The following is a 19,637-nucleotide window of genomic DNA, read 5'->3' as shown; positions in this document are numbered from 1 at the left end:
CGTTCCTGCATCGTATTAAGAGTTCTTAGACACTCTGTGCAAGGGCAGCATCATGGCCAACGTGACCCGCTTCACCCTCTCCGCCTCCGATGCCTATCCGCTCGGCGCCAGCCACTTCGAGGCCACACAGCCGCTGCGTGGGGTGGTGATCATTCACTCCGCTTCGGCGGTGTCACAACGCCTTTATCAGGCCTTCGCACTATTCCTGGCCGAGCAAGGCTTCCACGTGCTGAGCTACGACTATCGCGGCATCGGGCGGTCGCGACCGGAGCATCTCGAGAAACTGGGGGTGCGCATGCAGGACTGGGCCGAGCTAGACGCCGACAGCGTGACCCAGTGGGCTCGCCAGCACTGGCCGGACTTGCCGCTGCTTGCCATCGGTCACAGCTTCGGTGGCCATGCCATCGGCCTGGGCGACGCCAGTCGACACTTGAGCGGCGCGGTGCTGATCGCCTGTAATGCCAGCTGTCTGCGCTTCATCTCATCACCCTGGCTGAGGCTGCGCGCCTGGATGCTGTTCAAGCTGGTGTTTCCCTTGCTGTCCCGCATCAAAGGCTATGTGCCCTGCCGACGGCTCGGTATCGGTGAAGACGTGCCCGATGGTGTGGCTCGCCAGTGCAGTCGCTGGACCAGCCTGCCGCGCTACTTCTTCGACGACCCGGAACTCAACGCCGAAGTGCGATTCGCCCGCGTGGCGTTACCTCTGTTGGTGGTGGGGCTAGACGACGACCCCTACGCCAGCAGCGACAGCATCGACCTGCTGGCAGGCTACTTCACCGGGGCTTCGATCAAGCGCCTGCAGCTGTCTCCCAGGGTAATGGGCAGTGGTGTGCTGGGGCACCTGGAAGGATTTCGCCGCCGCCACCGTGACACCCTGTGGCCGCTGGTTTCTTCCTGGCTGGTGGAGCGGGCCCCGTCGACGCAGCCAGATGGCGTGTCAGACGCCCCCTGGTCCCCCATCGCCGACGAGGCTGGCCCCCATGGGGCCAGCGTTCAGGGGGCCGGCGGCTAGGCAGCGGCGGTTGGAATGTCGCGCCAGAATCAGCCGGCGCGCACTCGCACCAGGGTGCGGGTGGCTAGACAGCGGCGGCAGGATCAGTCGGCGCGAATTCGCATCAAGGTGCAATACACCACCGGCAGGATCACCAGGGTCAACAGGGTGGCGACGCCCAGACCGAACACGATGACCACCGCCATGGAGGCGAAGAAGGCATCGGTGAACAGCGGCAGCATCCCCAGCATGGTGGTCACGGCGGCCATGGTCACCGGCCGCACACGACTGACCGCGGCCTGGATCACGGCGTCGTGGGCATTGTCCTGCTGGCCACGCTGCACGTTGATCTCTTCCATCAGCACGATGGCGTTCTTCAGCACCATGCCGATCAGGCTCAAGGTGCCGAGCAGCGCCATGAAGGTGAAGGGCGCCCCGAGCAACGCCAGGCCACCGATGATACCGATCAGCATCAGCGGCACGATCGACCAGATCGCCAGCGCCTGGCGCAGCCGGCCAAACAGCAGCACGGTGATGATGAACATCCCGAGCAGGCCCATGGGCAGCGATGACAGCAGCGCCTTCTGGGCGTCGCTGGCAGTTTCGTACTCACCGCCCCATTCGATGGCATAGCCCGGCGGCAGCTCGATGGCCTCGACCTGGGGACGCAGCCGCGCCAGCACGCTGGCGGCGGTCTCACCGGACAGCGGCATCGGCTCGGCGTACACCGCCAGCATGCGACGCCGGTCACGGCGCTTGATCAGCGGATCACGCAGCTCGGTGTGCAGCTCGCCGAGCACGTTGCCGGCGCTGAGATAACGTCCCTGCTCTTCACTCCAGACGTTGACCGCGCTGAGGTTGTCGATGTCGTGGCGCTGGTCCTCCCGGGAGCGCATCACGATCGGAATCAGCTCGCTGCCTTCGCGGTAGACGCCGACCTGCTCGCCGTCATTGTTGAGCCTGAGCGCCTGGTGCAGGGCGTCCCGGGTGACTCCGACGCGACGTGCCTGTTGCTCGAGGAACTCGGGCACGATGACGCTCTCGCGATTGCTCCAGGACAGTCGGATGCTGTCGGTCATCGGCTCGTCCTGGAAGATGCCACGCACCTTGGCGCCCAGGCGGTGCAGGGTCTCGGGGTCGTCACCGTAGATGCGCGCCTCGATGCTGGCCTTGGCCGAGGGGCCGACCTGCAACGCCTGGACCTTGTACTGGACCCGGGGGAAGTCCTCGCGCAGGGTCTCGATCACCTCTTTCATGCGGGCTTCCCGGGACGCGCGGTCCTCGGTCTCGACGATCAGCTGACCAAAACTCGCATAGCGGTCCTCGGGGGCATAGGTCAGGGTGAAGCGCTGTGCGCCGCCACCGATCACGCTGGTCACCCGGGTCACGTCCTGCATCTCCAGCACCTGCGTCTCGAGGCGCGCGATGGTGCGCTCGGTCTCCAGCACGTCGGTGCCCTCCGGCAACCACACATCGGCAAAGAACAGCGGAGTGGTGGCGTCGGGAAAGAAGGCGTTCTTGACCTGCCCCGACAGCGACAAGGCACCGGCCAGCAGCGCCACCGCCAGCACCAATGTCAGGTAGCGGAACCGAATCCCCACCACCAGCAGGCGGCGAAACACCCGGAACAGCAGGCCACGATAGGGATCGCTATCCCCCTCCTCGCCCGCTTCGATGCGTTCCTTGAAGAACAGATCGAAGAAGAAGGGGGTCAGGGTCAGGGCGGTGATCCAGCTCAGGAACAACGAATAGCACAATACCCAGAACAGTGACCCGACGAACTCGCCGGTAGCGTCCGGCGACAGCCCGATGGGAGCAAAGGCGGTGATCGCGATGACCGTGGCACCCAGCAGCGGCAGGCGATTCTGACCGACCACCTCCAGCGCCGCCTGGCGCTTGGTCTTGCCCCGGGCAAGGCCGATCATCATGCCCTCGGTGACCACGATGGCGTTGTCCACCAGCATGCCGAGGGCAATGATCAAGGCGCCCAGCGAGATCTTCTGCAGCTGGATGCCGTGAATCGACATCATGATGAAGGTGCCGAGGATGGTCAGCAGCAGGATCAGGCCCATCAGCAGCCCGCTACGCACCCCCATGAACAGCAACAGCACCAGTATGACGATGCCGACCGCCTCGGCCAGGTTGATCAGAAAGCCGTTGACCGCGTCCTCCACCACCTCGGGCTGGTGGTAGACGGTGGCCAGTTCCATGCCCAGCGGCATGCGCTGTTCGAGCTCAGAAAGCCGCTTCTCGACCCGTTCGCCGACCTCCACCACGTTGACGCCGGAACCAAACGAGATGCCGATGGACAGCGCGGACTGCCCCCCTGCGTGGTAGAGCAACTGGGGCGTATCGGTGGTCTGGCGAGTGACCTCGGCGATATCGCCAAGGCGGATCAGGCCGTCACCGGGACGGCCCACCACCAGCCGCTCGAGCGACTCGACGCTGTCGAACTCGCCGGTGGGCTGCACCGACAGCGACAGGCCATCGAGCTTGATATGGCCCGCGTCGCCCACCACGTTCTGGGCGTTGAGCAGGTCACTCAACTGCTGTGGCGAGATCCCCAGCGCGCGCATCCGGTCACGGTCCAGCGACACCACCACCTGGTCCTGCACGGTGCCGGCGATGGCGACCTTCTTGACCCCGTCGACCAGGCGCAGCTCCCGCTGCAGCAGGTCGGCGTGGTCTTCTAGGTCCTGCTGGCTGTAGTCCTCGCCGGTCAGGGTCAACAGCAGGCCGAAGACGTCACCGAAGTCATCGTTGACGATGGAGGTCCCGGCGCCGGGGGGCAGCTCGGCCTGGACGTCGCTGATCTTGCGCCGCAGCAGGTCCCAGTACTGGGCAAGTTCGTGCTCGCGCACCGTGTTCTCGAGCTCCACGGTGATCTGCGACAGGCCGTCGGCGTTGACCGAGCTGACCCGCTTCAGGTCGGGCATCTGCTGGATCGCCTTCTCCAGGCGCAGGGTGACCTCCTCTTCTACCTGTTCTGGCGTGGCGCCGGGGTACTGGGTCGAAATGATGGCGTTGCGGATGGTGAACTCGGGAAACTCCAGCTGCCCGAGCCCGAAGAAAGACACCACCCCGCCGACGGCCAGCAGCAGGGTGATCATCCAGCTGATGACCTTCTGGCGCAGAAAGTAGTCGACCATCGATCAGAGCCCCTCTTCCTTGATCCAGGGTCGTACCCTGCGTCCTTCCTGCATGCGTTCGGCACCGGCGGCGACCAGCCGGTCGCCGGCCTCGAGCTCGCCCTCGATCAGCATCCCCTGGGTGGTGATGCGCCCCGGCACGACCGGCACCGCCTCGACACGTCCAGGGCCATCGGCGCGGGACTCGTCGTCGGGCACGAAGCGCCACACCACCGCCTGGTCAGGCTGCGATTCCCGCGTGGCCACCGCCGCCACCGGCACCCGCCAGGGATCCTGGCTATCACCGGTCAGGGCGCTCATGTCCAGCAGCACCGTGGCGCTCATGCCCGACAGCACCGTGATGTCGTCGGGTTCAGGCAAGGTCAGGGTGACCTCATAGCTCAGCGACCCCTGGCTGACGCTGCTGTCGTGCTCCTTGTAGCGGGCCGGGTAGCGCTGCTGCTGGTTCTCGGCGAAGGTCACCCAGACCACCGCATCCTCGCCGTCCTGCACCGCCTGGGCGCGCTCGTCATTGATCCGGCGGACCTGCTGCTCAGGCAGTTGGAAGGTCACGTCGATGGATCCCGGCTGCTGCAGCTCGGCGATGGTCTGCTGGGCACCGACCACCTGATAGTTGTCCACCGGGACCGACGCGATCACGCCGCTGAAGGGCGCGCTGAGCTCGGTGTAGCTGAGCTGGTCCTGGGCCTGCTTGAGCTGGGCCTGGGCCGACAGAAACTCGGCACGCGCCTCGTCGAAGCGGGACCGACTGATGGCACCACGCTCCAGCGAGATACGCATACGCTCGTAGGTCGCCTCGGCCAGGTTGTAGCTCGAACGGGCGTTGGCCAGCTGGCTCTTGGCATCACGATCATCGAGGCGGGCGATAAGGTCCCCCGCTTCCACCTCATCCCCCGGCTGCACGGCCAGCTCGCGCAGCTCCCCACCGACCCGGAACGACAGCTCCGAACGCTCCGAGGCCTGCACCTGGCCGGGATAACGCATCAACATGCCCTGGCGCCCGGCGTCCAGCGACACCAGCTTCACCGGGTGTACCTGCTGCTGGGACAAGGGCGGTTGGTCGGATTCACAGCCGGCGACAAGCGCCACGACGGCAAGCAGACTGAACCTGGCCAGCAGGCGCTCAAGGCGCGACGTCGGAGGAAACGTAGAGAAGGTCATGGGGGCTCCTGAGGCGTCAGGGACGCGGGTTGTCGTGGCGAACGGCAATGGCGTCCCAGGCCATCGCAAAGGCCTGGTCGATATTGGTGTGGGTGGGCTCGAACGGGTGGCTCCCCTGGCTCTGCACCAGGTGGTAGATCGGGCGGAACATGAAGCTTTCCAGCAGCGCAAGCCCAACCGGCTTGAGCACGCCATCCCGATGCCCCTGGGCGATGGCATCGAGCAAGGGCGCCAGGCGCAGATCGTTGCGCTCGCGGACCCGATCATTCATCCATACCGAATGGCTGAAGGCGTCGTGGAAGCGAAACAGGCGCGGCTGGTCGAGGGCCAGATGAAACAGCGCATGCCACATCTCGCGCAGCGCCTGGCGCAGCTCGAGTGCCGCATCGAAGGCCTCCAGGGCGGTATCAATCAGCTGGTCACAGACGTGCACAAAGGTCGCCTCCAGCAGGGCGTCCTTGTCGGCAAAGTGGATATAGAGGGTGGCGGGCGACACCCTGGCGCGACGTGCGATACGGGCCACCGAGGCCACGCCGAAGCCGTGCTCGGTGACCTCGACCAGGGTCGCCTCGAGCAGTGCCACCCGCTTGGTGTCGTCGCGTGGGCGCATGACATTTACCCTCTTTTGAGATGCCTCTTAAAATAAATGAATAGTTATTCACTTTCAAAGCCCGCCGAGCCAAGGTCTCACTTCCGTTTGGTGCGCGCCTCCATGCCTCCCCTTGATGGCCAACTGCAGCCGCCGGCACGGACTGGTATGATCTGGCCTCCCGTCCGTCAGCGGTGCCCGCAGCAGGAGTCCGTCCGTGTCCAGCAGTACTCATTCCGTGGCCAAGGTTCGTTCCCGGCGGCTTTCGCGCTGGGGCTGGTTGACGCTGGCTGTCGCCGCGGTGGTGGCACTGCCGGTGCTGGTGATCCTGGCCCATATTCTGGTGCCCGCCGGCGATATCTGGCGTCACCTGGCCGACACTGTGCTGACGCGTTATCTGCTCAACACCCTGTTCCTGGTACTCAGCGTCGGCCTTGGTACCCTGGCCATCGGTACCGGCTGCGCCTGGCTGGTAGTGATGTGCCGTTTTCCCGGCAAGCGCCTGTTCGAATGGGCCATGCTGCTGCCGTTGGCGGTACCCACCTACGTCATCGCCTACGCCTACACCGACTTTCTGCAGTACGCAGGGCCGGTGCAGGAGGCCCTGCGCGAAGCCTTCGGCTGGTCCCGCGGGGACTACTGGTTTCCCGACATCCGCTCGTTACCGGGTGCCGCCACCCTGATCACCCTGGTGCTCTACCCCTACGTGTACATGCTGGCCAGGGCGGCCTTCCTCGAGCAGTCGGTGTGCATGCTCGACGTGGGACGCACCCTGGGCCGCGGCCCCTGGCAAATGTTTACCCAGGTGGCGGTACCGCTGGCGCGACCGGCGCTGGTGGGGGGCGTGTCGCTGGCCTTGATGGAAACCCTCAACGAGTTCGGCGCGGTGCAGTACTTCGGCGTGGATACCTTCACCACCGGCATCTATCGCACCTGGTTCGGACTTGGCGAACAGGTCGCCGCCGCCCAGTTGGCGGCGTGCCTGCTGGCCTTCGTGATCCTGTTCGTGCTGCTGGAGCGCTGGTCCCGGGGCAAGCGCCGCTTCCACCACACCTCTCACCGCTACCAGCAACTACCGGAGTACCGTCTAAGCGGTGCACGCGCCTGGGCGGCCACCCTGGCCTGCGCGCTGCCGGTGACGGTGGGCTTCCTGTTGCCCTGCCTGCTGCTGGGGTACATGGCGCTGAAGGCCGGAGACAGCGTGCTGGGCAGCGCCTTTTTCGAGTACGCCGGCAACAGCCTGCTGCTGGCAGCCGTCGCCGCCCTGATCGCGGTGGGGCTGGCGGTGGTGCTGAGCTATGGCGCCCGACTCGAACAGGGCCCGCTGACCCGCACGGCCACTCGGGTGGCCTCGCTGGGCTACGCGATTCCGGGTTCGGTGGTAGCGGTAGGCATCCTGATCCCCTTCGCCTGGGTCGACGTCCAGCTCAACCAGCTGTACAAGGCCGCCACCGGGGAGGTGATCGGCCTGATCCTCAGCGGTACCGCCTTTATCCTGATCTATGCCTATGTGGTGCGTTTTCTCGCGGTGTCGTTCAACGCCGTGGAAGCGAGCCTGGGCAAGGTCACCCCGTCGATGGACGCGGCGGCCCGGACCCTCGGCGAGACCGCCACCGGCACCCTGCGCAAGGTGCATACGCCGATCATGCGCGGCAGCCTGCTGGCCGCCGGGATCCTGGTCTTCGTCGACGTGATGAAGGAGCTGCCGGCCACCATCATCCTGCGCCCGTTCAACTTCGACACCCTGGCGGTGCGAGCCCACAACCTGGCCGCTGACGAACGCCTGGCCGAGGCCTCGACAGCGTCCCTGGCCATCGTTGCCGTGGGGATCATTCCGGTGGTGCTGCTGAGCCTGGCGATGCGCCGCTCGCGCCCGGGCCAGGCCAGCGACTGACGCTGGCCCCTGCTGGATACGACTGGATACGAATAGTCCCCCCCCCTGGTGCGCCGGGGCCAGGGGCCCTAGACGGCCTCGAGGCCGGACGCCTCGGCGGGGAACACGAATACCTGGGCCGGGTCGAGACTGACCTGCACGGCCTGGCCTTCCCTCGGCAGAAAGACCCCGGGTACCCGGGCGTGCATGTGGGCCTCCTGGCCATCGATACCGTGCACGCAGAGGTGCAGCAGACTGCAACGCCCCAGCAGTCGTGCCATCAGCACGTGGCTGTGGTGGGCGTGCTGGCCGTCGCTTTCGATTTCCACCACCCTGAGCGCCTCCGGGCGCATCAGCACCTGGGCGCGGGCGCCGTCAGGCAGGTCGGTGGCGACGGGCCCCACCGCGGTATGCACATAGCCACGCTGGGCGACGCCTTCCAGGCGATTGACGTCCCCGAAGAAGGTCACCACGAAGGGGTCGGCCGGCCCGCAGTAGAGCTCTTCCGGCGTGCCTACCTGCACCACCCGACCATCGCGCATCAGCACGATGCGATCGGCCATGAACATCGCCTCTTCGGGGTCATGGGTCACCAGTAGGGTGCCTGCGCCCACCTGCTTGAGCACGTGCAGGGTGTCATCGCGGATACGGTCCCTGAGACGCGCGTCGAGGCTCGAGAAAGGCTCGTCCAGCAGCATCAATTGCGGCGAGGGCGCCAGGGCCCTGGCCAGGGCCACCCGCTGCTGCTGGCCACCGGACAGGGTGTGCGGGAAGGCCTCGGAGTAGCCGTCCATACCCAGCTGAGCGAGCAGCTCCAGGGCTCGTTCACGGCGCGCCCGCGCCGGCATCCCCTTGAGCCCGAAGGTCACGTTGTCGAGCACGCTCAAGTGGGGAAACAGTGCCGATTCCTGGAAGGCCAGCCCCACGCTGCGCTTCTCCGGCGGCACGTGGGGGCGCCCCGGTGCGGCCAGGGTCTGGCCGTCGAACTTGAGCTCCCCCTGCTGCAACGCCTCGAGTCCGGCGACGATGCGCAGCAGGGTCGTCTTGCCACAGCCCGACGGCCCGAGCAGGCACACCACCTCGCCCGGCGCGATGTCGAAGGAGGCGTCGCTGACGGCTAGCTTGCTGTCGTATCGATGCTGGATATTGCGCACAGCCAGCAGAGGATCGGCGACAACGCCTTCCTCGAAGGTCTGCTCGGAAACGGTGGCGGAGCTGGCAAGGTGTGAGGTCATGGAGGGGATCGCGTGTCGAAGGTCGGATGGACGACGGCGAAAGCCGATGGATTGGCCATGGTAACGCGAATCCTTTCGACACGCCTTCTCCTTTGCCTGTGCGATATCTCCCGCTCCAACAGGTCAGCCTCGCAGTTCTGCCGGCTCCCGAAGCAGCGGGTGCCAGGGGGCCCAGCGCCAGGCTGGAGCGCCCGATGGTCGGAGGTATCCGCCCCCGACGCAGCCCCCATCAGTACATCGATCGTGCCCCCTCCACTATGCCGAGAGAAGCACCCTGCATCAGCCCAAGGAGGCACAGTGATTGACGCCGTGCCCGGGAGGTCGTTCAATACGGACACCGAATGACACGTATTATCATTCCATCCGCCACTCGAGGTCTCCGATGTCCAACGTCTCTCGTCTTGCCATCGCCATCGCCCTGGCCGGCGCTTCCGGTCTCGCCTACGCCGACGGCAGCGTCAATGTGTACTCGGCACGTCACTACGACTCCGACCAGGCCATGTACGACGCCTTCACCGAACAGACCGGCATCGAGGTCAACGTGCTGCAGGGCGATTCCGACCAGCTCATCCAGCGCATCAAGCGCGAGGGCGAGGCCAGCCCCGCCGACATCATGATGACCGTGGACGCCGGCCGCCTGTGGCGCGCCGAGGAGGAAGGCATCTTCGCGCCGGTGGACTCCGAGGTGCTCAACGAGCGCCTGCCCGAGAGCATGCGCCATCCCGAAGGCGACTGGTTCGGCTTCAGCCAGCGCGTGCGGGCGATCTTCTACAACCCCGAGACCATCGAGCCCGAGCAGGTCGACAGCTACGAGAAGCTGGCCGACCCCAGCCTCAAGGGCAAGATCTGCATCCGTTCCTCCAACAACATCTACAACCAGTCACTGCTGGCCTCGATGGTCGAGCACCACGGTGAAGAAGGTGCCGAAGAGTGGGCCCAGGGCGTGGTCGACAACATGGCTCGCGACCCCGAGGGTGGCGACCGCGACCAGATCAAGGGCGTGGCCAGCGGCGAGTGCGACGTGGCGGTGGCCAACCACTACTACTACGTGCGTCTGCTGACCTCCGACGACGCCGACGAGCGCGAGGCCGCCGAAAGCGTGCAGATCCTGTTCCCCAATCAGGATGACCGTGGTGCCCACGTCAACGTCGGTGGTGCCGGCCTGGTCAAGGGTGCACCTAACCACGACAACGCCGTCGCCTTCCTCGAGTTCCTGGCCTCCGACGAAGCTCAGGAACTGTTCGCCGTGGGCAACCACGAATTCCCGGTGGTCGAGGGTGTCGCCGTGGACGAGGTACTCGGCTCCTGGGGCGAGTTCAAGAAGGACGAAGTCAACGTCAGCGTGCTGGGCGAGAACAACCCGGAAGCGGTCAAGATCTTCGATCGCGTCGGCTGGCGTTAAGCCCGTCCACGCCAGGCCCTCGCCGCTGGCGGGGGCCTGCGCAAGCAGCACAAACGCCAAGGCCACAACGACAGGGCCCGTGCCGATCGGCACGGGCCCTGTCATTGGTGCAGCCAATGGACCCGTCATGGGTCCAACAGCGGCAGTCAGCCGTCGGTGGACTCCAGACGCAGGTCATCCGGGTGCTGCCAGACATCCAGGCTGCCCATACGGCGGCCGCGGTCGTTGAGGAAGGTTTCCAGCGTCACGGTGGTGTCGCTGCCGGCCCTGGAAAAGACCAGACGATCGGACGTCTCGCGGGTGGAGGTCCAGTCACTGCCCAGGCACTGGCCAAGGGCCTCACCACCGGCCACCAGGGCACCACGCGGGTCGTCACTGTCCATCCGTCCGAAACAGGAGTAGTGATCCGGGCGCTGCGCCGAGGTGATCAGACAGGAGTCGTGGAAGGCCTGGACATCGGTTTCCCAGCTGCGGGTCAGCCGAGTGTCGTCGAAGCGTCCCTTGATGTCGGTGAAATCATTGTCGGCACTGGCCACGGCCTGATTGAGGGCGTCGCAGTCGAACATCTCGGCCGCCGTCTGCGGTTGTGAGGTCGACGCACAGCCAGCCAGTGTCAGCATGGCCACAGCGGCCCATCCCATCTTTCCCCGTGTCATATCCTTGTCTCCGGCAGTGAGGCCGTGGCAACCACGACCAGATAAGCAATCCATGACCGACACCATAGCACCCGCAGTGCCATCTCGGCAGTCTGAAGACCTACTTCGCGTGACGCGAGTGACTAGGCGCTGTCCGAAAAGTCGACGAGCGAAGGTTAGACAAGGCAAAAATCGGTGAGAAAGCGCAGTTTACGGGGTGTAAATGAGCATTTTGATCCGATTTTTAACGCCGTATTACCGAGCGCAGGCACTTTTCAGACAAGCCCTAGACGGTGGTGGCGACATCCAGTTCCTTCAGCGCCTCATCCAGCATTTCGGCGAATACGGCGATGGCCAGAGGCAGCGGCCGATCCTTGGCCACACACATTTCCAACTGTGCCGCAGCGATACCACGATCCCGCAAAGGCACAAAGACAAGCTCCCCCTCGGCCAGTTCACGAGTCACATCCAGCGGATTGAGAAACGCCACGCCCACGCCCTCTCTGGCGAGCGACTTCATGCTCAGGATGCGGCCACACGCGGCAACGGCGGAGAGTCGCACGTCCTGAGTGGACAGCGCGCGTTCCAGAGTAGAGCCACGAAACATTGCCTGGTCCGGCAAGATCACCGGGACGTTCTCGAAATCCTTGAGGCGAAGCTCGCTCGCCCTGGCCAGAGCGTGCCACGGCGCCATGACCGCCCCGAAACGCAATTCGAGCCGGCGCAGGGTACGCAGGCGGGGATTGGACGGCGGATTGATGCAAAGTCCGATGTCAGCCTCTCCCGACAGGATAGCGTCGATGATGGGGTCGGTAAGATCGGTGGACAGGTCGAAACGCACACGAGGATAGCGCTCCATGAAGCGCCGAATGGTCACCGGCAGCAGGCGGTCGGTCACTGACTCCACCGACGCGACCCGCACCTCACTGGTACCGGTGCCACGGATATCGTCCAGCACCCCCAGCAGCTGACGTTCGTCCCGCTGCCACTGTCGCACCTGATAGACCAGCAGCTCGCCCGCCGAGGACAGGCGCAGGCCGCGGGGAAGCCGCTCAAACAGCGGTACGCCAAGCTCGTCCTCCAGCTTGAGGATCTGGCGATTGACCGCCGAGGCCGCCACATGGAGGTGGTCTGCGGCCCTGCGGATCGACCCTTGTCGGGCAACCTCATCGAAATAGCGTAGCGCGGTGGTCATCAAGGGCACGCGGAGTCTCCTGATTCGTCAGACCATGGCTGGCTCACTAATCGTTGCCATTTCGGCAACACATCTCACGAAAAACGATGATAGACGCGCACACTGACTCAGCGCTAGCTTTCCTCTGAAACCTGCTGAAGAAACGCGATTCGACAAACACCTGGACGCACACTCTTGAACGACAACAACAATGAGGCCACCCATGTCTTCTCCTCTTCACACCGATTCCGTCGATCCGGTGGATGAACGGCTGCCACTGAAGGCTGCCATCCTCTACGGCTTGCAGCACGTATTGGTGATGGCAGCCGCACCGATCACGGCGGTCTTCCTGGTCGGCCAGGCGCTGGGCTTCGGGCCTGACGTCACGGTACCGCTGATGAGCGCCACCTTCCTCGCCTGTGGCCTCGGCACCCTGCTGCAATCCATCGGGGTACTGGGCTTCGGTGCGAGACTCCCGTTCGTGCAGGTACCTGGCGGTGCCCCCATCGTCATTTTTCTGGCGATCGCCCAGGCCACCGATATCCAGACCGCCACCGGTGCGGTGATTCTGACCGCCTTGTTCTACTTTCTGGCACTGCCCTTCTTCACCCGAGTTCTCCGCTTCTTTCCGCCCATCGTGATCGGCACCATGCTGCTGCTGGTGGCCATCAACCTGGTCAAGATCTTCGGTGGCCTCATCGCCGGGCGCCCTGACAGCCCCGACTTCGCTGCCCCTTCGACCATTCTGCTGGCGCTGGCCACCATCGCCTGCATCGTCGTGAGTGCCAGAGTGTTTACCGGCGCCCTGCGTCGCATCTCGGTGATGATCGGGCTGGTCATGGGTGCGCTGATCGCGGCAGCCTTCGGTCACCTCAGCGTGGCGGGCATCCTCGATGGCCCCTTGATCGCCCTGCCCCAGCTCTTTCCTTTCGGCATGCCCAAGTTCGACCTGCTGGCGTCGCTGCCGCTGATCATCTTCAGCGTGGTGTCGATGACCGAGGCCACCGGCCAGACCATGGCCACCGCCGAAATCGTCGGCAAGCGAGGCGATGCCAAGGCCCTGGTTCCCAGGAACATTCGCGCCGACGCCCTGGGCTCGCTGTTCGGCGGCTGCCTCGGCACCTCGCTGATCATCACCAGCGGCGAGAATATCGGCATCATCCGGGCCACTGGCGTGCGCTCGCGCTATGTCACCATCGCCGCCGGCTGTCTGCTGATCCTGCTGGCCATGCTGGCACCTCTGGGCCGACTGGCCGCCACCCTGCCGACACCGGTGGTGGCCGGCACCGCCGTCATCGTCTTCGCCATCATCGGGGTCATGGGCATCAATATCCTGCGCCGCGTCGACTTCAATGAGCACGGCAACCTCTTCACCCTGGCCTCGGCGCTGGCCATGGGTCTGCTGCCGATCGTTGTACCGGGCTTCTACTCTGCCTTCCCGACCCACCTGCAGATCATCCTGGGTAATGGACTGGCCATGGGCACCCTCACCGCGGTGATCGTCAACCTGGCCTTCTACCACCTGGGCAGCGGCAACAGCGCCCGAGAGACCCAGCCCACCCACACCGAAGCTCCGGAGACAGATTCATGACGCTCGATCAGCAACTGCGCCAGCGACTCTCGGCCAGCGAGCTGCTGCTGTGCCCTGGCGAACTGCTTGCGAATGGAAGCATTCAGCGTGACATGGGAGTCGTGACGAGCGCCGGGCGCTTCATCGATATCGGACCCAAGGAAGCCCTGGTCGCCCGTCATCCGACGTTGCCCCCGATCGACCTGCCGGGACACCTGATGATGCCGGGGTTCGTCGACAGCCACCATCACCTGACCCAGTCACTGGGCAAGTCGCTGGTGTTCGGGGAGCCCTCCGAAATCTTTCGACGCATCTGGGTGCCGCTGGAGTCCAGCCTGGACGAGCGACTGCTTCACTTGTCGTCCAAACTGGCGGCGCTCGAGGCCTTGCGTGGAGGCTTTACCACTGCGGTGGACGCGGGTACCCGCAGTGCGGGGGAAATCGGCGCACTCGCCAAGGCGGCCGAAGAAAGTGGGCTTCGCTGCGTGCTCGGCATGATCTGCAATGATCGCGGCGGTAGCGCTTCGCCCCAGCAACGCAACGCCATTCTCGACCGTGCCGTGGCCCACCTGGCGGACTACCGCGACCACGCGTTGATCCATCCATCCCTGGCAATTTCCATTCCCGAAGCGGCCAGCGACGATATGCTCAACGACGTCGCCACGCTATGCCGCGACAAGGGAGCGATCTTCCAGAGCCACGTCAACGAGCACCTCCAGGCGGTCGAACGTTCTCTGGTAACGCGCTCACAGCGGCCGCTGGAGCATCTGCATGCGGTGGGCGCACTCGGCCCACAGACCCTGATCGCCCACGCCACCCTGGTCACGCCAGACGAACTCAATCTGCTGCGAGATACCGATACCGCGGTGGCCTTCAATCCGGTCGCCAGCAGCTGGAAAGGCAACGCGGTGGCGCCCGCCCTGCAGATGGCGGCGCTTGGCATCCGTTTCGGGCTCGGTACAGACGGGACCCGCAGTGACGGCTTTCGCCTGATGGATGCGGCCGAGACCAGCCAGCGAATGGCCTTCGGTCTGGCTACCGGCGACAGCTCCTGCGGCGGTGGCTGGCGCTGGCTGGAACACGCTACCCAGGGCAGCGCCGAGTGCTGCGGGCTTGGCAGCATCACCGGCGACATCACTGTGGATAAAGCCGCCGACTTCCTGCTGGTGGATCTCGAGGTGCCTGAGATGACGCCTTCCTGGGACCGGCCCTGGGAACTTGTGCGCTACGGCAATCGGGATCAGATCGAAGCCGTGTTCACCGCTGGCCGACTGAGACTCTGGCAAGGCTGGCCAGTGGACTGGGACGCACGGGCACTGCTTGCTGAAGTCCGCGAGGTGGCTCCCGCCGCCATCAACAAGGCACCGATCCAGCGGGTCCATCCGACCTCCGAGGTGCATCGCGAGCGCCATGGAAAAGCTGGTGAAGCGACGCCCTCAAGGCAGCGAGGCAATGGGGAGCCCCGATGCTGACGACCACTACCTATGCGATCGCCGCCGTAGCCACCCTGCTGGCGTCCTTCGTCCAGGGTGCCATCGGTATCGGTTTCGCGCTGATCGTGGCCCCGGTGCTGGGAATTCTGGCACCGACTCTGCTGCCGGTGGCATTGCTGGTCCTGATGCTTCCGCTGAATCTGCTGGTGGCGCTGCGCGAGCGAGAGGCGATTGATTGGCGCGGCAGCGCCTGGATCAGCGCTGGACGATTGCCAGGCACCCTGGCCGGGCTCGCGGTGTTGATGGTGCTGAGCACCCAAGGGCTCAACCAGTTGATCGGAGCGTCCACCGTGCTCGCGGTGCTGGTCGCCCTCTTTGCTCCGGTGTTTCGACCGGGCACCGGCGCCTGCCTCACGGTGGGTGCCATCACCGGTGTCACCGAAACCGCCACCGGGGTCGGTGGCCCTCCCCTGGCCCTGCTCTACCAGCATCGACCGGGTCCCGAGCTACGCTCCACCATTGCCTGCTGCTTCGTGGTCGGCGAAGTGCTGTCACTGTTGATTCTCGCCATGGCAGGTGCCGTGCAACAGACACAGCTGTGGTGGGCGCTCGCTCTTCTTCCCCCTCTGCTGATCGGAACCGTCTTGAGCCGAATCATGCACCAGCGTCTGGATGCGAAGCGCCTGCGTCAGGGCGTCCTGTTGTTTGCGCTGCTCTCCGGGCTGTTCCTGATGGTGCCGCGATAGCCAGCGTCTGTCTTTTGCGCGAGCGATCAGGAAGGCTAAGCTGACAGGGCCACCTCTCGCTCAAGGATAGGGAATGTCCGCCATCTTGCTCTGGACGCTGGTCGCCGTCATCGCCACCGCCATCATCTGGAAGGGCAGCGGTCTGCTCGAACGCTCGAGCCAGCGCCTGTCGGCCTACTACCGGCTGCCGGAAATCGTTCAGGGTGCCATCGTGGTGGCGGTGGGCTCGAGCTTCCCGGAGCTGTCCACCACCGTCATCTCGACCCTGGTCCACGGCGAGTTCGAGCTCGGTGTGGCGGCCATCGTCGGCTCGGCGCTGTTCAATATTCTGGTGATTCCCGGGCTCAGCGGGCTGGCCTCGAAGTCACCGCTTCAGGCCAATCGCGACCTGGTCTACAAGGAAGCCCAGTTCTACATGATCGCGGTGGCGGTGCTGACCCTGACCTTCGCCTTCGCCGCCATCTACCACCCGGTGGAGACCTCGCCCCAGGGCGGCAGCATCCAGGGCGAGATGACCCGCTGGCTGGCCTTGATGCCGGTAGCCCTGTACGGGCTCTACCTATTTGTGCAGTACCAGGACACTCTGGATCATGAATCCGACGAGGACGTCAGCGACATCCGCCCGGGACGTGAGTGGGGACGACTGGCGCTGTCGCTGGTGGTCATCGTGGTCGGCGTCGAGGGGCTGGTGCGCGCGGCGATCAATTTCGGCGAGATCTTCGGCACTCCGAGTTTCCTGTGGGGCATCACCGTGGTCGCGGCCGGCACCTCGATTCCCGATGCCTTCGTCTCCATCCGCGCGGCACGCCAGGGACGCGGCGTCACCAGCATCGCCAATGTGCTAGGCAGCAACACCTTCGACCTGCTGGTGTGCATCCCGGCAGGCGTGCTGATCGCCGGTACCGCGGTGATCGACTTCTCGCTGGCGGCGCCGATGATGGCCGCGCTGACCTTCGCCACGGTGCTGCTGTTTCTGATGATGCGCACCCACATGATCCTGTCGCGGCGCGAGTCGATCTGTCTGCTGGTGGTCTACGCGGCCTTCGTGGTGTGGGTCTCGCTCGAGTCCTTCGGCACCATCGACCTGGTGCCGCACCTGCCGCCATCGGGCGCTGTCAGCGCCCACGCCACTACTGGATAGCGATGACACTAGGCGCCCAGACGATCGGCCAGATCGATCAACGAGGTGCAGTGGAGATCGTTGTCGGGCGAACCTTCCACCGCGTTGGGGGCGTCTTCGCCGAACTCATGGGGACGCTCGATGTAGGCGGTCTTGAGGCCGCAGCGGCGGGCGGCGTCGAGGTCGTCCTGGTGGGCGGCCACCAGCATCACCTCCTCGGGGGCCACCTCGAAGACCTCGGCCACTCCCAGGTAGGTGTCGGGATGGGGCTTGTAGGCGCGGAAGACCTCGGCGGACAGGATCAGGTCCCAGGGCAGGCCGGCGTGCTTGGCCATATTGGCGAGCAGCCCCAGGTTGCCATTGGACAGGGTGCACAGGGTATAGCCGCGCTTGAGCCGTGACAGCCCCTCGACGCTGTCGGGCCAGGGCGCCAGACGATGCCAGGCGCGGTTGAGATGGGCCCTGCCCACCTCGTCCAGTGCCAGCCCGTGGCGATCGAGCAGCTCATCGAGAATCATCCGATGCAAGTCGTCGATACGCGTCCAGCCAAGCTCGCCGGACATCACCCTGTCCATGGCCGGCCGATAACCCGCGCGCCAGGCTCGGGCGAAGTCCGCGGGCGTCATCGATGCCGCTGCGCCTGGCGACGTGAGCAAACCCAGCGCCTCGACCTCCCGGGCGATACTGCCGTGCCAGTCGACCACGGTGCCGAAGATATCGAAGGCGAGTATCTGCGGGCGTACCGGTGTTGTCGTCATCGTCGCTCTCCTTGTTTCGCGGCCGGTGGATCTTGTCCGAAGTCGTAGCGGTACCCTACGGCGGGTACCAAGGCTTGGCATAGCGCTTTGGGTCTGCCGCCCCGGGCGCCAACCTCGCCCTGAGCGACTCGGCAAGAAAGTCGATAAACAGGCGTATACGCACGACCTGACGCATGTCCTGGTGGGCCAACAGCCACAGGTCGACCGCCAACGCCTCCAACTCATCTCCCACCTGTTTCAAGCCGACATCAGCATCGCCCAGATAACGAGGAAGCACCACCGCCCCCAAGCCACGCCTGGCGGCCTGCTGCCGCCCCAGCAGGCTATCGCAACGGAAGCGGACCATCGCTTGCTCGACCTTGTCTTCCATCCAAGCCGCCAGCGCCGCATCGTCGGGGCGCTGTCCCTGATCAATCCAGGCGGTAATATCGCCCGGCTCGGAGATGTCGCCATCGCGAGCCACGTAGATCGCCTGGCGGATCGAACCGACTCGCCGACCCACCAACGTCTCGGGCGGCTGGTTGGAGGGCCGAATCGCCACCTCGGCGTCGCGAGCAGCCAGATCATAGAGGGCATTGGAGACCGAGACATCAAGCACGATGGCGGGATGGCGTTGCTGGAACGCCTCGAATACCGGCATCAGCAGCCCCTGCAGCAAGGAGTCTGTCAGGGTGACGCGAATGACGCCCTCCAGCCGTTGATCCCTCCCCTGGATGCGGCGCGTCACCCCTTCTACCTCCTGGTGCACGCGCGCTGCCGCCTGCGCCATCTCTTCCCCCGCCAAGGTGGGCTGGTAACCGCCGGGTGAGCGCTCGAACAACAGCACGCCAAGGCGCCGCTCGATGTTTCGCAGGCGCCGAAACACGGTGGCGTGGCTGACGCCAAGCTGGCGTGCCGCCCCTGAGAGAGAGCCCGAGCGCGAAATCTCGAGGACCGTCCTCAAGTCGTCCCAACTGTTCATTTTTGCAAAGCCTACCGACAAGAATAGGGAATTTCGTTGCACAAGTGTAAGGCATAGCCTGAACCACACCCACCGCAACGGAGTCGACCATGAATGTCCTGATCGTTCACTGTCACCCTGAACCCCACTCCTTGAACGGCGCCTTGACCGCCATCACCGCCGACACTCTGACCCCCCAGGGCCATAGGGTGGTCATCAGCGACCTTTACGCTGAAGGCTTCGATGCCATTGAACACCCTCGCCACTATCGCAATCGCCAGGACTCGCAGGTGTTTAGTGCACTGACGGAGCAACGCCATGCCTTCGAAGGCGGACAGCTTCCCGAGGATGTGGCAAGAGAAATCCAACGGCTGGAACAGGCAGAGTTGGTGATTTTTCAGTTTCCACTGTGGTGGCATGGACCACCGGCCATGCTCAAGGGCTGGTTCGATCGCGTGATGGTGTACGGAGGGATGTACTCCGGAAGTCGCCGCTATGATCACGGGCGACTCAAGGGCAAACGTGCCATCTGCGCGGTGACGACAGGTTCGCCGGCGGAAGCCTTCGAGCCCGCCGGCAGAGCGGGAGACATCGTTCGGCTGATGTACCCCTTCCACTGTTCCCTGTATTACCTGGGCCTCGAAGTGCTGCCACCACAGCTCGCCTTCGGCATCCAGGGCGGCGGCCTCGCCTATCAGGAGGAGACCGCATTCCGCCGGCACCTCGAAAGCACCAAGACCGACTGGCGGGCCAGGCTCAAGGGCCTGGAAGGGGAGTCGACGATCCCCTTCTCAGGGTGGGATGACTGGGACGAACAAGGTCGGCTGGGCCTGCGTCATCCTCTGCGATGGCGATAGAAGC

General features: G+C 65.0%; 16 protein-coding genes. 8 read left to right on the top strand and 8 right to left on the bottom strand.

Translation table 11 applies throughout. The features are described 5' to 3' along the window. The first annotated feature begins 52 nt into the window (after nt 1–52). Nucleotides 53–1,012 (top strand): alpha/beta hydrolase family protein, encoded by a 960-nt coding sequence (locus tag C6W88_RS00425; RefSeq protein ID WP_108131139.1) that lies wholly within the window; start codon nt 53–55, stop codon nt 1,010–1,012. Nucleotides 1,013–1,095: 83 nt separating this feature from the next. Here C6W88_RS00425 and C6W88_RS00420 read toward each other — a convergent pair whose 3' ends face one another. The 3 genes from C6W88_RS00420 to C6W88_RS00410 are packed head-to-tail and all read right to left on the bottom strand — an operon-like array spanning nt 1,096 to nt 5,911. After that, entirely contained in the window at nt 1,096–4,140 is a 3,045-nt protein-coding gene (locus C6W88_RS00420) for an efflux RND transporter permease subunit (RefSeq protein WP_108131138.1), read from the bottom strand. A 3-nt stretch (nt 4,141–4,143) separates the two neighbouring features. Beyond that, nucleotides 4,144–5,301, bottom strand: coding sequence for an efflux RND transporter periplasmic adaptor subunit (locus tag C6W88_RS00415; RefSeq protein WP_108131137.1), 1,158 nt, complete (start codon nt 5,299–5,301; stop codon nt 4,144–4,146). Between the two features lie 16 nt (nt 5,302–5,317). Next, nucleotides 5,318–5,911, bottom strand: a complete 594-nt coding sequence (locus tag C6W88_RS00410) for a TetR/AcrR family transcriptional regulator (RefSeq protein ID WP_045991382.1) — start codon at nt 5,909–5,911, stop codon at nt 5,318–5,320. A 217-nt stretch (nt 5,912–6,128) separates the two neighbouring features. Between C6W88_RS00410 and C6W88_RS00405 the strand changes: the two genes are divergently transcribed. Continuing rightward, entirely contained in the window at nt 6,129–7,784 is a 1,656-nt protein-coding gene (locus tag C6W88_RS00405) for an ABC transporter permease (protein WP_231498506.1), read from the top strand. A gap of 68 nt (nt 7,785–7,852) precedes the next feature. On the opposite strand, the gene C6W88_RS00400 is transcribed toward C6W88_RS00405, so the two are convergent. After that, nucleotides 7,853–8,998, bottom strand: a complete 1,146-nt coding sequence (locus C6W88_RS00400; RefSeq protein ID WP_108131135.1) for an ABC transporter ATP-binding protein — start codon at nt 8,996–8,998, stop codon at nt 7,853–7,855. A 382-nt stretch (nt 8,999–9,380) separates the two neighbouring features. Between C6W88_RS00400 and C6W88_RS00395 the strand changes: the two genes are divergently transcribed. After that, nucleotides 9,381–10,400 carry a Fe(3+) ABC transporter substrate-binding protein gene (locus C6W88_RS00395; protein ID WP_108131134.1) on the top strand — a complete coding sequence of 340 codons (1,020 nt, stop codon included), beginning with the start codon at nt 9,381–9,383 and terminating at the stop codon, nt 10,398–10,400. 146 nt (nt 10,401–10,546) lie between these two features. Here C6W88_RS00395 and C6W88_RS00390 read toward each other — a convergent pair whose 3' ends face one another. Next, on the bottom strand, nt 10,547–11,056 hold the full coding sequence (locus C6W88_RS00390; RefSeq protein WP_146164618.1) for a hypothetical protein: 510 nt from the start codon (nt 11,054–11,056) through the stop codon (nt 10,547–10,549). 265 nt (nt 11,057–11,321) lie between these two features. Continuing rightward, a complete protein-coding gene (locus tag C6W88_RS00385; RefSeq protein WP_231498504.1) occupies nt 11,322–12,230 on the bottom strand; it encodes a LysR family transcriptional regulator in 909 nt (302 codons plus the stop codon). Nucleotides 12,231–12,432: 202 nt separating this feature from the next. Here C6W88_RS00385 and C6W88_RS00380 point away from each other — a divergent pair, with 202 nt between their 5' ends. From C6W88_RS00380 to C6W88_RS00365, 4 genes are all read left to right on the top strand, one after another. Next, nucleotides 12,433–13,800 (top strand): uracil-xanthine permease family protein, encoded by a 1,368-nt coding sequence (locus tag C6W88_RS00380; RefSeq protein WP_108131132.1) that lies wholly within the window; start codon nt 12,433–12,435, stop codon nt 13,798–13,800. After that, complete coding sequence (locus C6W88_RS00375) at nt 13,797–15,251, top strand: amidohydrolase family protein (RefSeq protein WP_108131131.1); 1,455 nt, start codon at nt 13,797–13,799, stop codon at nt 15,249–15,251. The genes C6W88_RS00380 and C6W88_RS00375 overlap by 4 nt, the downstream gene beginning before the upstream one ends. Continuing rightward, on the top strand, nt 15,245–15,958 hold the full coding sequence (locus C6W88_RS00370; protein WP_197037042.1) for a sulfite exporter TauE/SafE family protein: 714 nt from the start codon (nt 15,245–15,247) through the stop codon (nt 15,956–15,958). The genes C6W88_RS00375 and C6W88_RS00370 overlap by 7 nt, the downstream gene beginning before the upstream one ends. 73 nt (nt 15,959–16,031) lie before the next feature. After that, on the top strand, nt 16,032–17,099 hold the full coding sequence (locus tag C6W88_RS00365; RefSeq protein WP_045992633.1) for a sodium:calcium antiporter: 1,068 nt from the start codon (nt 16,032–16,034) through the stop codon (nt 17,097–17,099). Nucleotides 17,100–17,107: 8 nt separating this feature from the next. On the opposite strand, the gene C6W88_RS00360 is transcribed toward C6W88_RS00365, so the two are convergent. Next, nucleotides 17,108–17,836 carry a haloacid dehalogenase type II gene (locus tag C6W88_RS00360; RefSeq protein WP_108131130.1) on the bottom strand — a complete coding sequence of 243 codons (729 nt, stop codon included), beginning with the start codon at nt 17,834–17,836 and terminating at the stop codon, nt 17,108–17,110. Between the two features lie 55 nt (nt 17,837–17,891). Continuing rightward, on the bottom strand, nt 17,892–18,797 hold the full coding sequence (locus C6W88_RS00355; protein WP_108131129.1) for a LysR family transcriptional regulator: 906 nt from the start codon (nt 18,795–18,797) through the stop codon (nt 17,892–17,894). Between the two features lie 89 nt (nt 18,798–18,886). Between C6W88_RS00355 and C6W88_RS00350 the strand changes: the two genes are divergently transcribed. After that, on the top strand, nt 18,887–19,633 hold the full coding sequence (locus C6W88_RS00350; protein ID WP_108131128.1) for an NAD(P)H-dependent oxidoreductase: 747 nt from the start codon (nt 18,887–18,889) through the stop codon (nt 19,631–19,633). Nucleotides 19,634–19,637: the final 4 nt, after the last annotated feature.

The organism is Halomonas litopenaei, assembly GCF_003045775.1.
Classification (GTDB): domain Bacteria; phylum Pseudomonadota; class Gammaproteobacteria; order Pseudomonadales; family Halomonadaceae; genus Halomonas; species Halomonas litopenaei.
Note: the sequence above shows the minus strand (reverse complement) of the source record. Positions and strands in the feature narration are given on the sequence as shown.

Excerpts from the sequence above, each read along its gene's own strand:
- C6W88_RS00425 (WP_108131139.1), top strand. The coding sequence starts at position 53 with ATGGCCAACGTGACCCGCTTCACCCTCTCCGCCTCCGATGCCTATCCG.
- C6W88_RS00420 (WP_108131138.1), bottom strand. The coding sequence starts at position 4,140 with ATGGTCGACTACTTTCTGCGCCAGAAGGTCATCAGCTGGATGATCACC.
- C6W88_RS00415 (WP_108131137.1), bottom strand. The coding sequence starts at position 5,301 with ATGACCTTCTCTACGTTTCCTCCGACGTCGCGCCTTGAGCGCCTGCTG.
- C6W88_RS00410 (WP_045991382.1), bottom strand. The coding sequence starts at position 5,911 with ATGCGCCCACGCGACGACACCAAGCGGGTGGCACTGCTCGAGGCGACC.
- C6W88_RS00400 (WP_108131135.1), bottom strand. The coding sequence starts at position 8,998 with ATGACCTCACACCTTGCCAGCTCCGCCACCGTTTCCGAGCAGACCTTC.
- C6W88_RS00395 (WP_108131134.1), top strand. The coding sequence starts at position 9,381 with ATGTCCAACGTCTCTCGTCTTGCCATCGCCATCGCCCTGGCCGGCGCT.
- C6W88_RS00390 (WP_146164618.1), bottom strand. The coding sequence starts at position 11,056 with ATGACACGGGGAAAGATGGGATGGGCCGCTGTGGCCATGCTGACACTG.
- C6W88_RS00385 (WP_231498504.1), bottom strand. The coding sequence starts at position 12,230 with ATGACCACCGCGCTACGCTATTTCGATGAGGTTGCCCGACAAGGGTCG.
- C6W88_RS00380 (WP_108131132.1), top strand. The coding sequence starts at position 12,433 with ATGTCTTCTCCTCTTCACACCGATTCCGTCGATCCGGTGGATGAACGG.
- C6W88_RS00375 (WP_108131131.1), top strand. The coding sequence starts at position 13,797 with ATGACGCTCGATCAGCAACTGCGCCAGCGACTCTCGGCCAGCGAGCTG.
- C6W88_RS00370 (WP_197037042.1), top strand. The coding sequence starts at position 15,245 with ATGCTGACGACCACTACCTATGCGATCGCCGCCGTAGCCACCCTGCTG.
- C6W88_RS00365 (WP_045992633.1), top strand. The coding sequence starts at position 16,032 with ATGTCCGCCATCTTGCTCTGGACGCTGGTCGCCGTCATCGCCACCGCC.
- C6W88_RS00360 (WP_108131130.1), bottom strand. The coding sequence starts at position 17,836 with ATGACGACAACACCGGTACGCCCGCAGATACTCGCCTTCGATATCTTC.
- C6W88_RS00355 (WP_108131129.1), bottom strand. The coding sequence starts at position 18,797 with ATGAACAGTTGGGACGACTTGAGGACGGTCCTCGAGATTTCGCGCTCG.
- C6W88_RS00350 (WP_108131128.1), top strand. The coding sequence starts at position 18,887 with ATGAATGTCCTGATCGTTCACTGTCACCCTGAACCCCACTCCTTGAAC.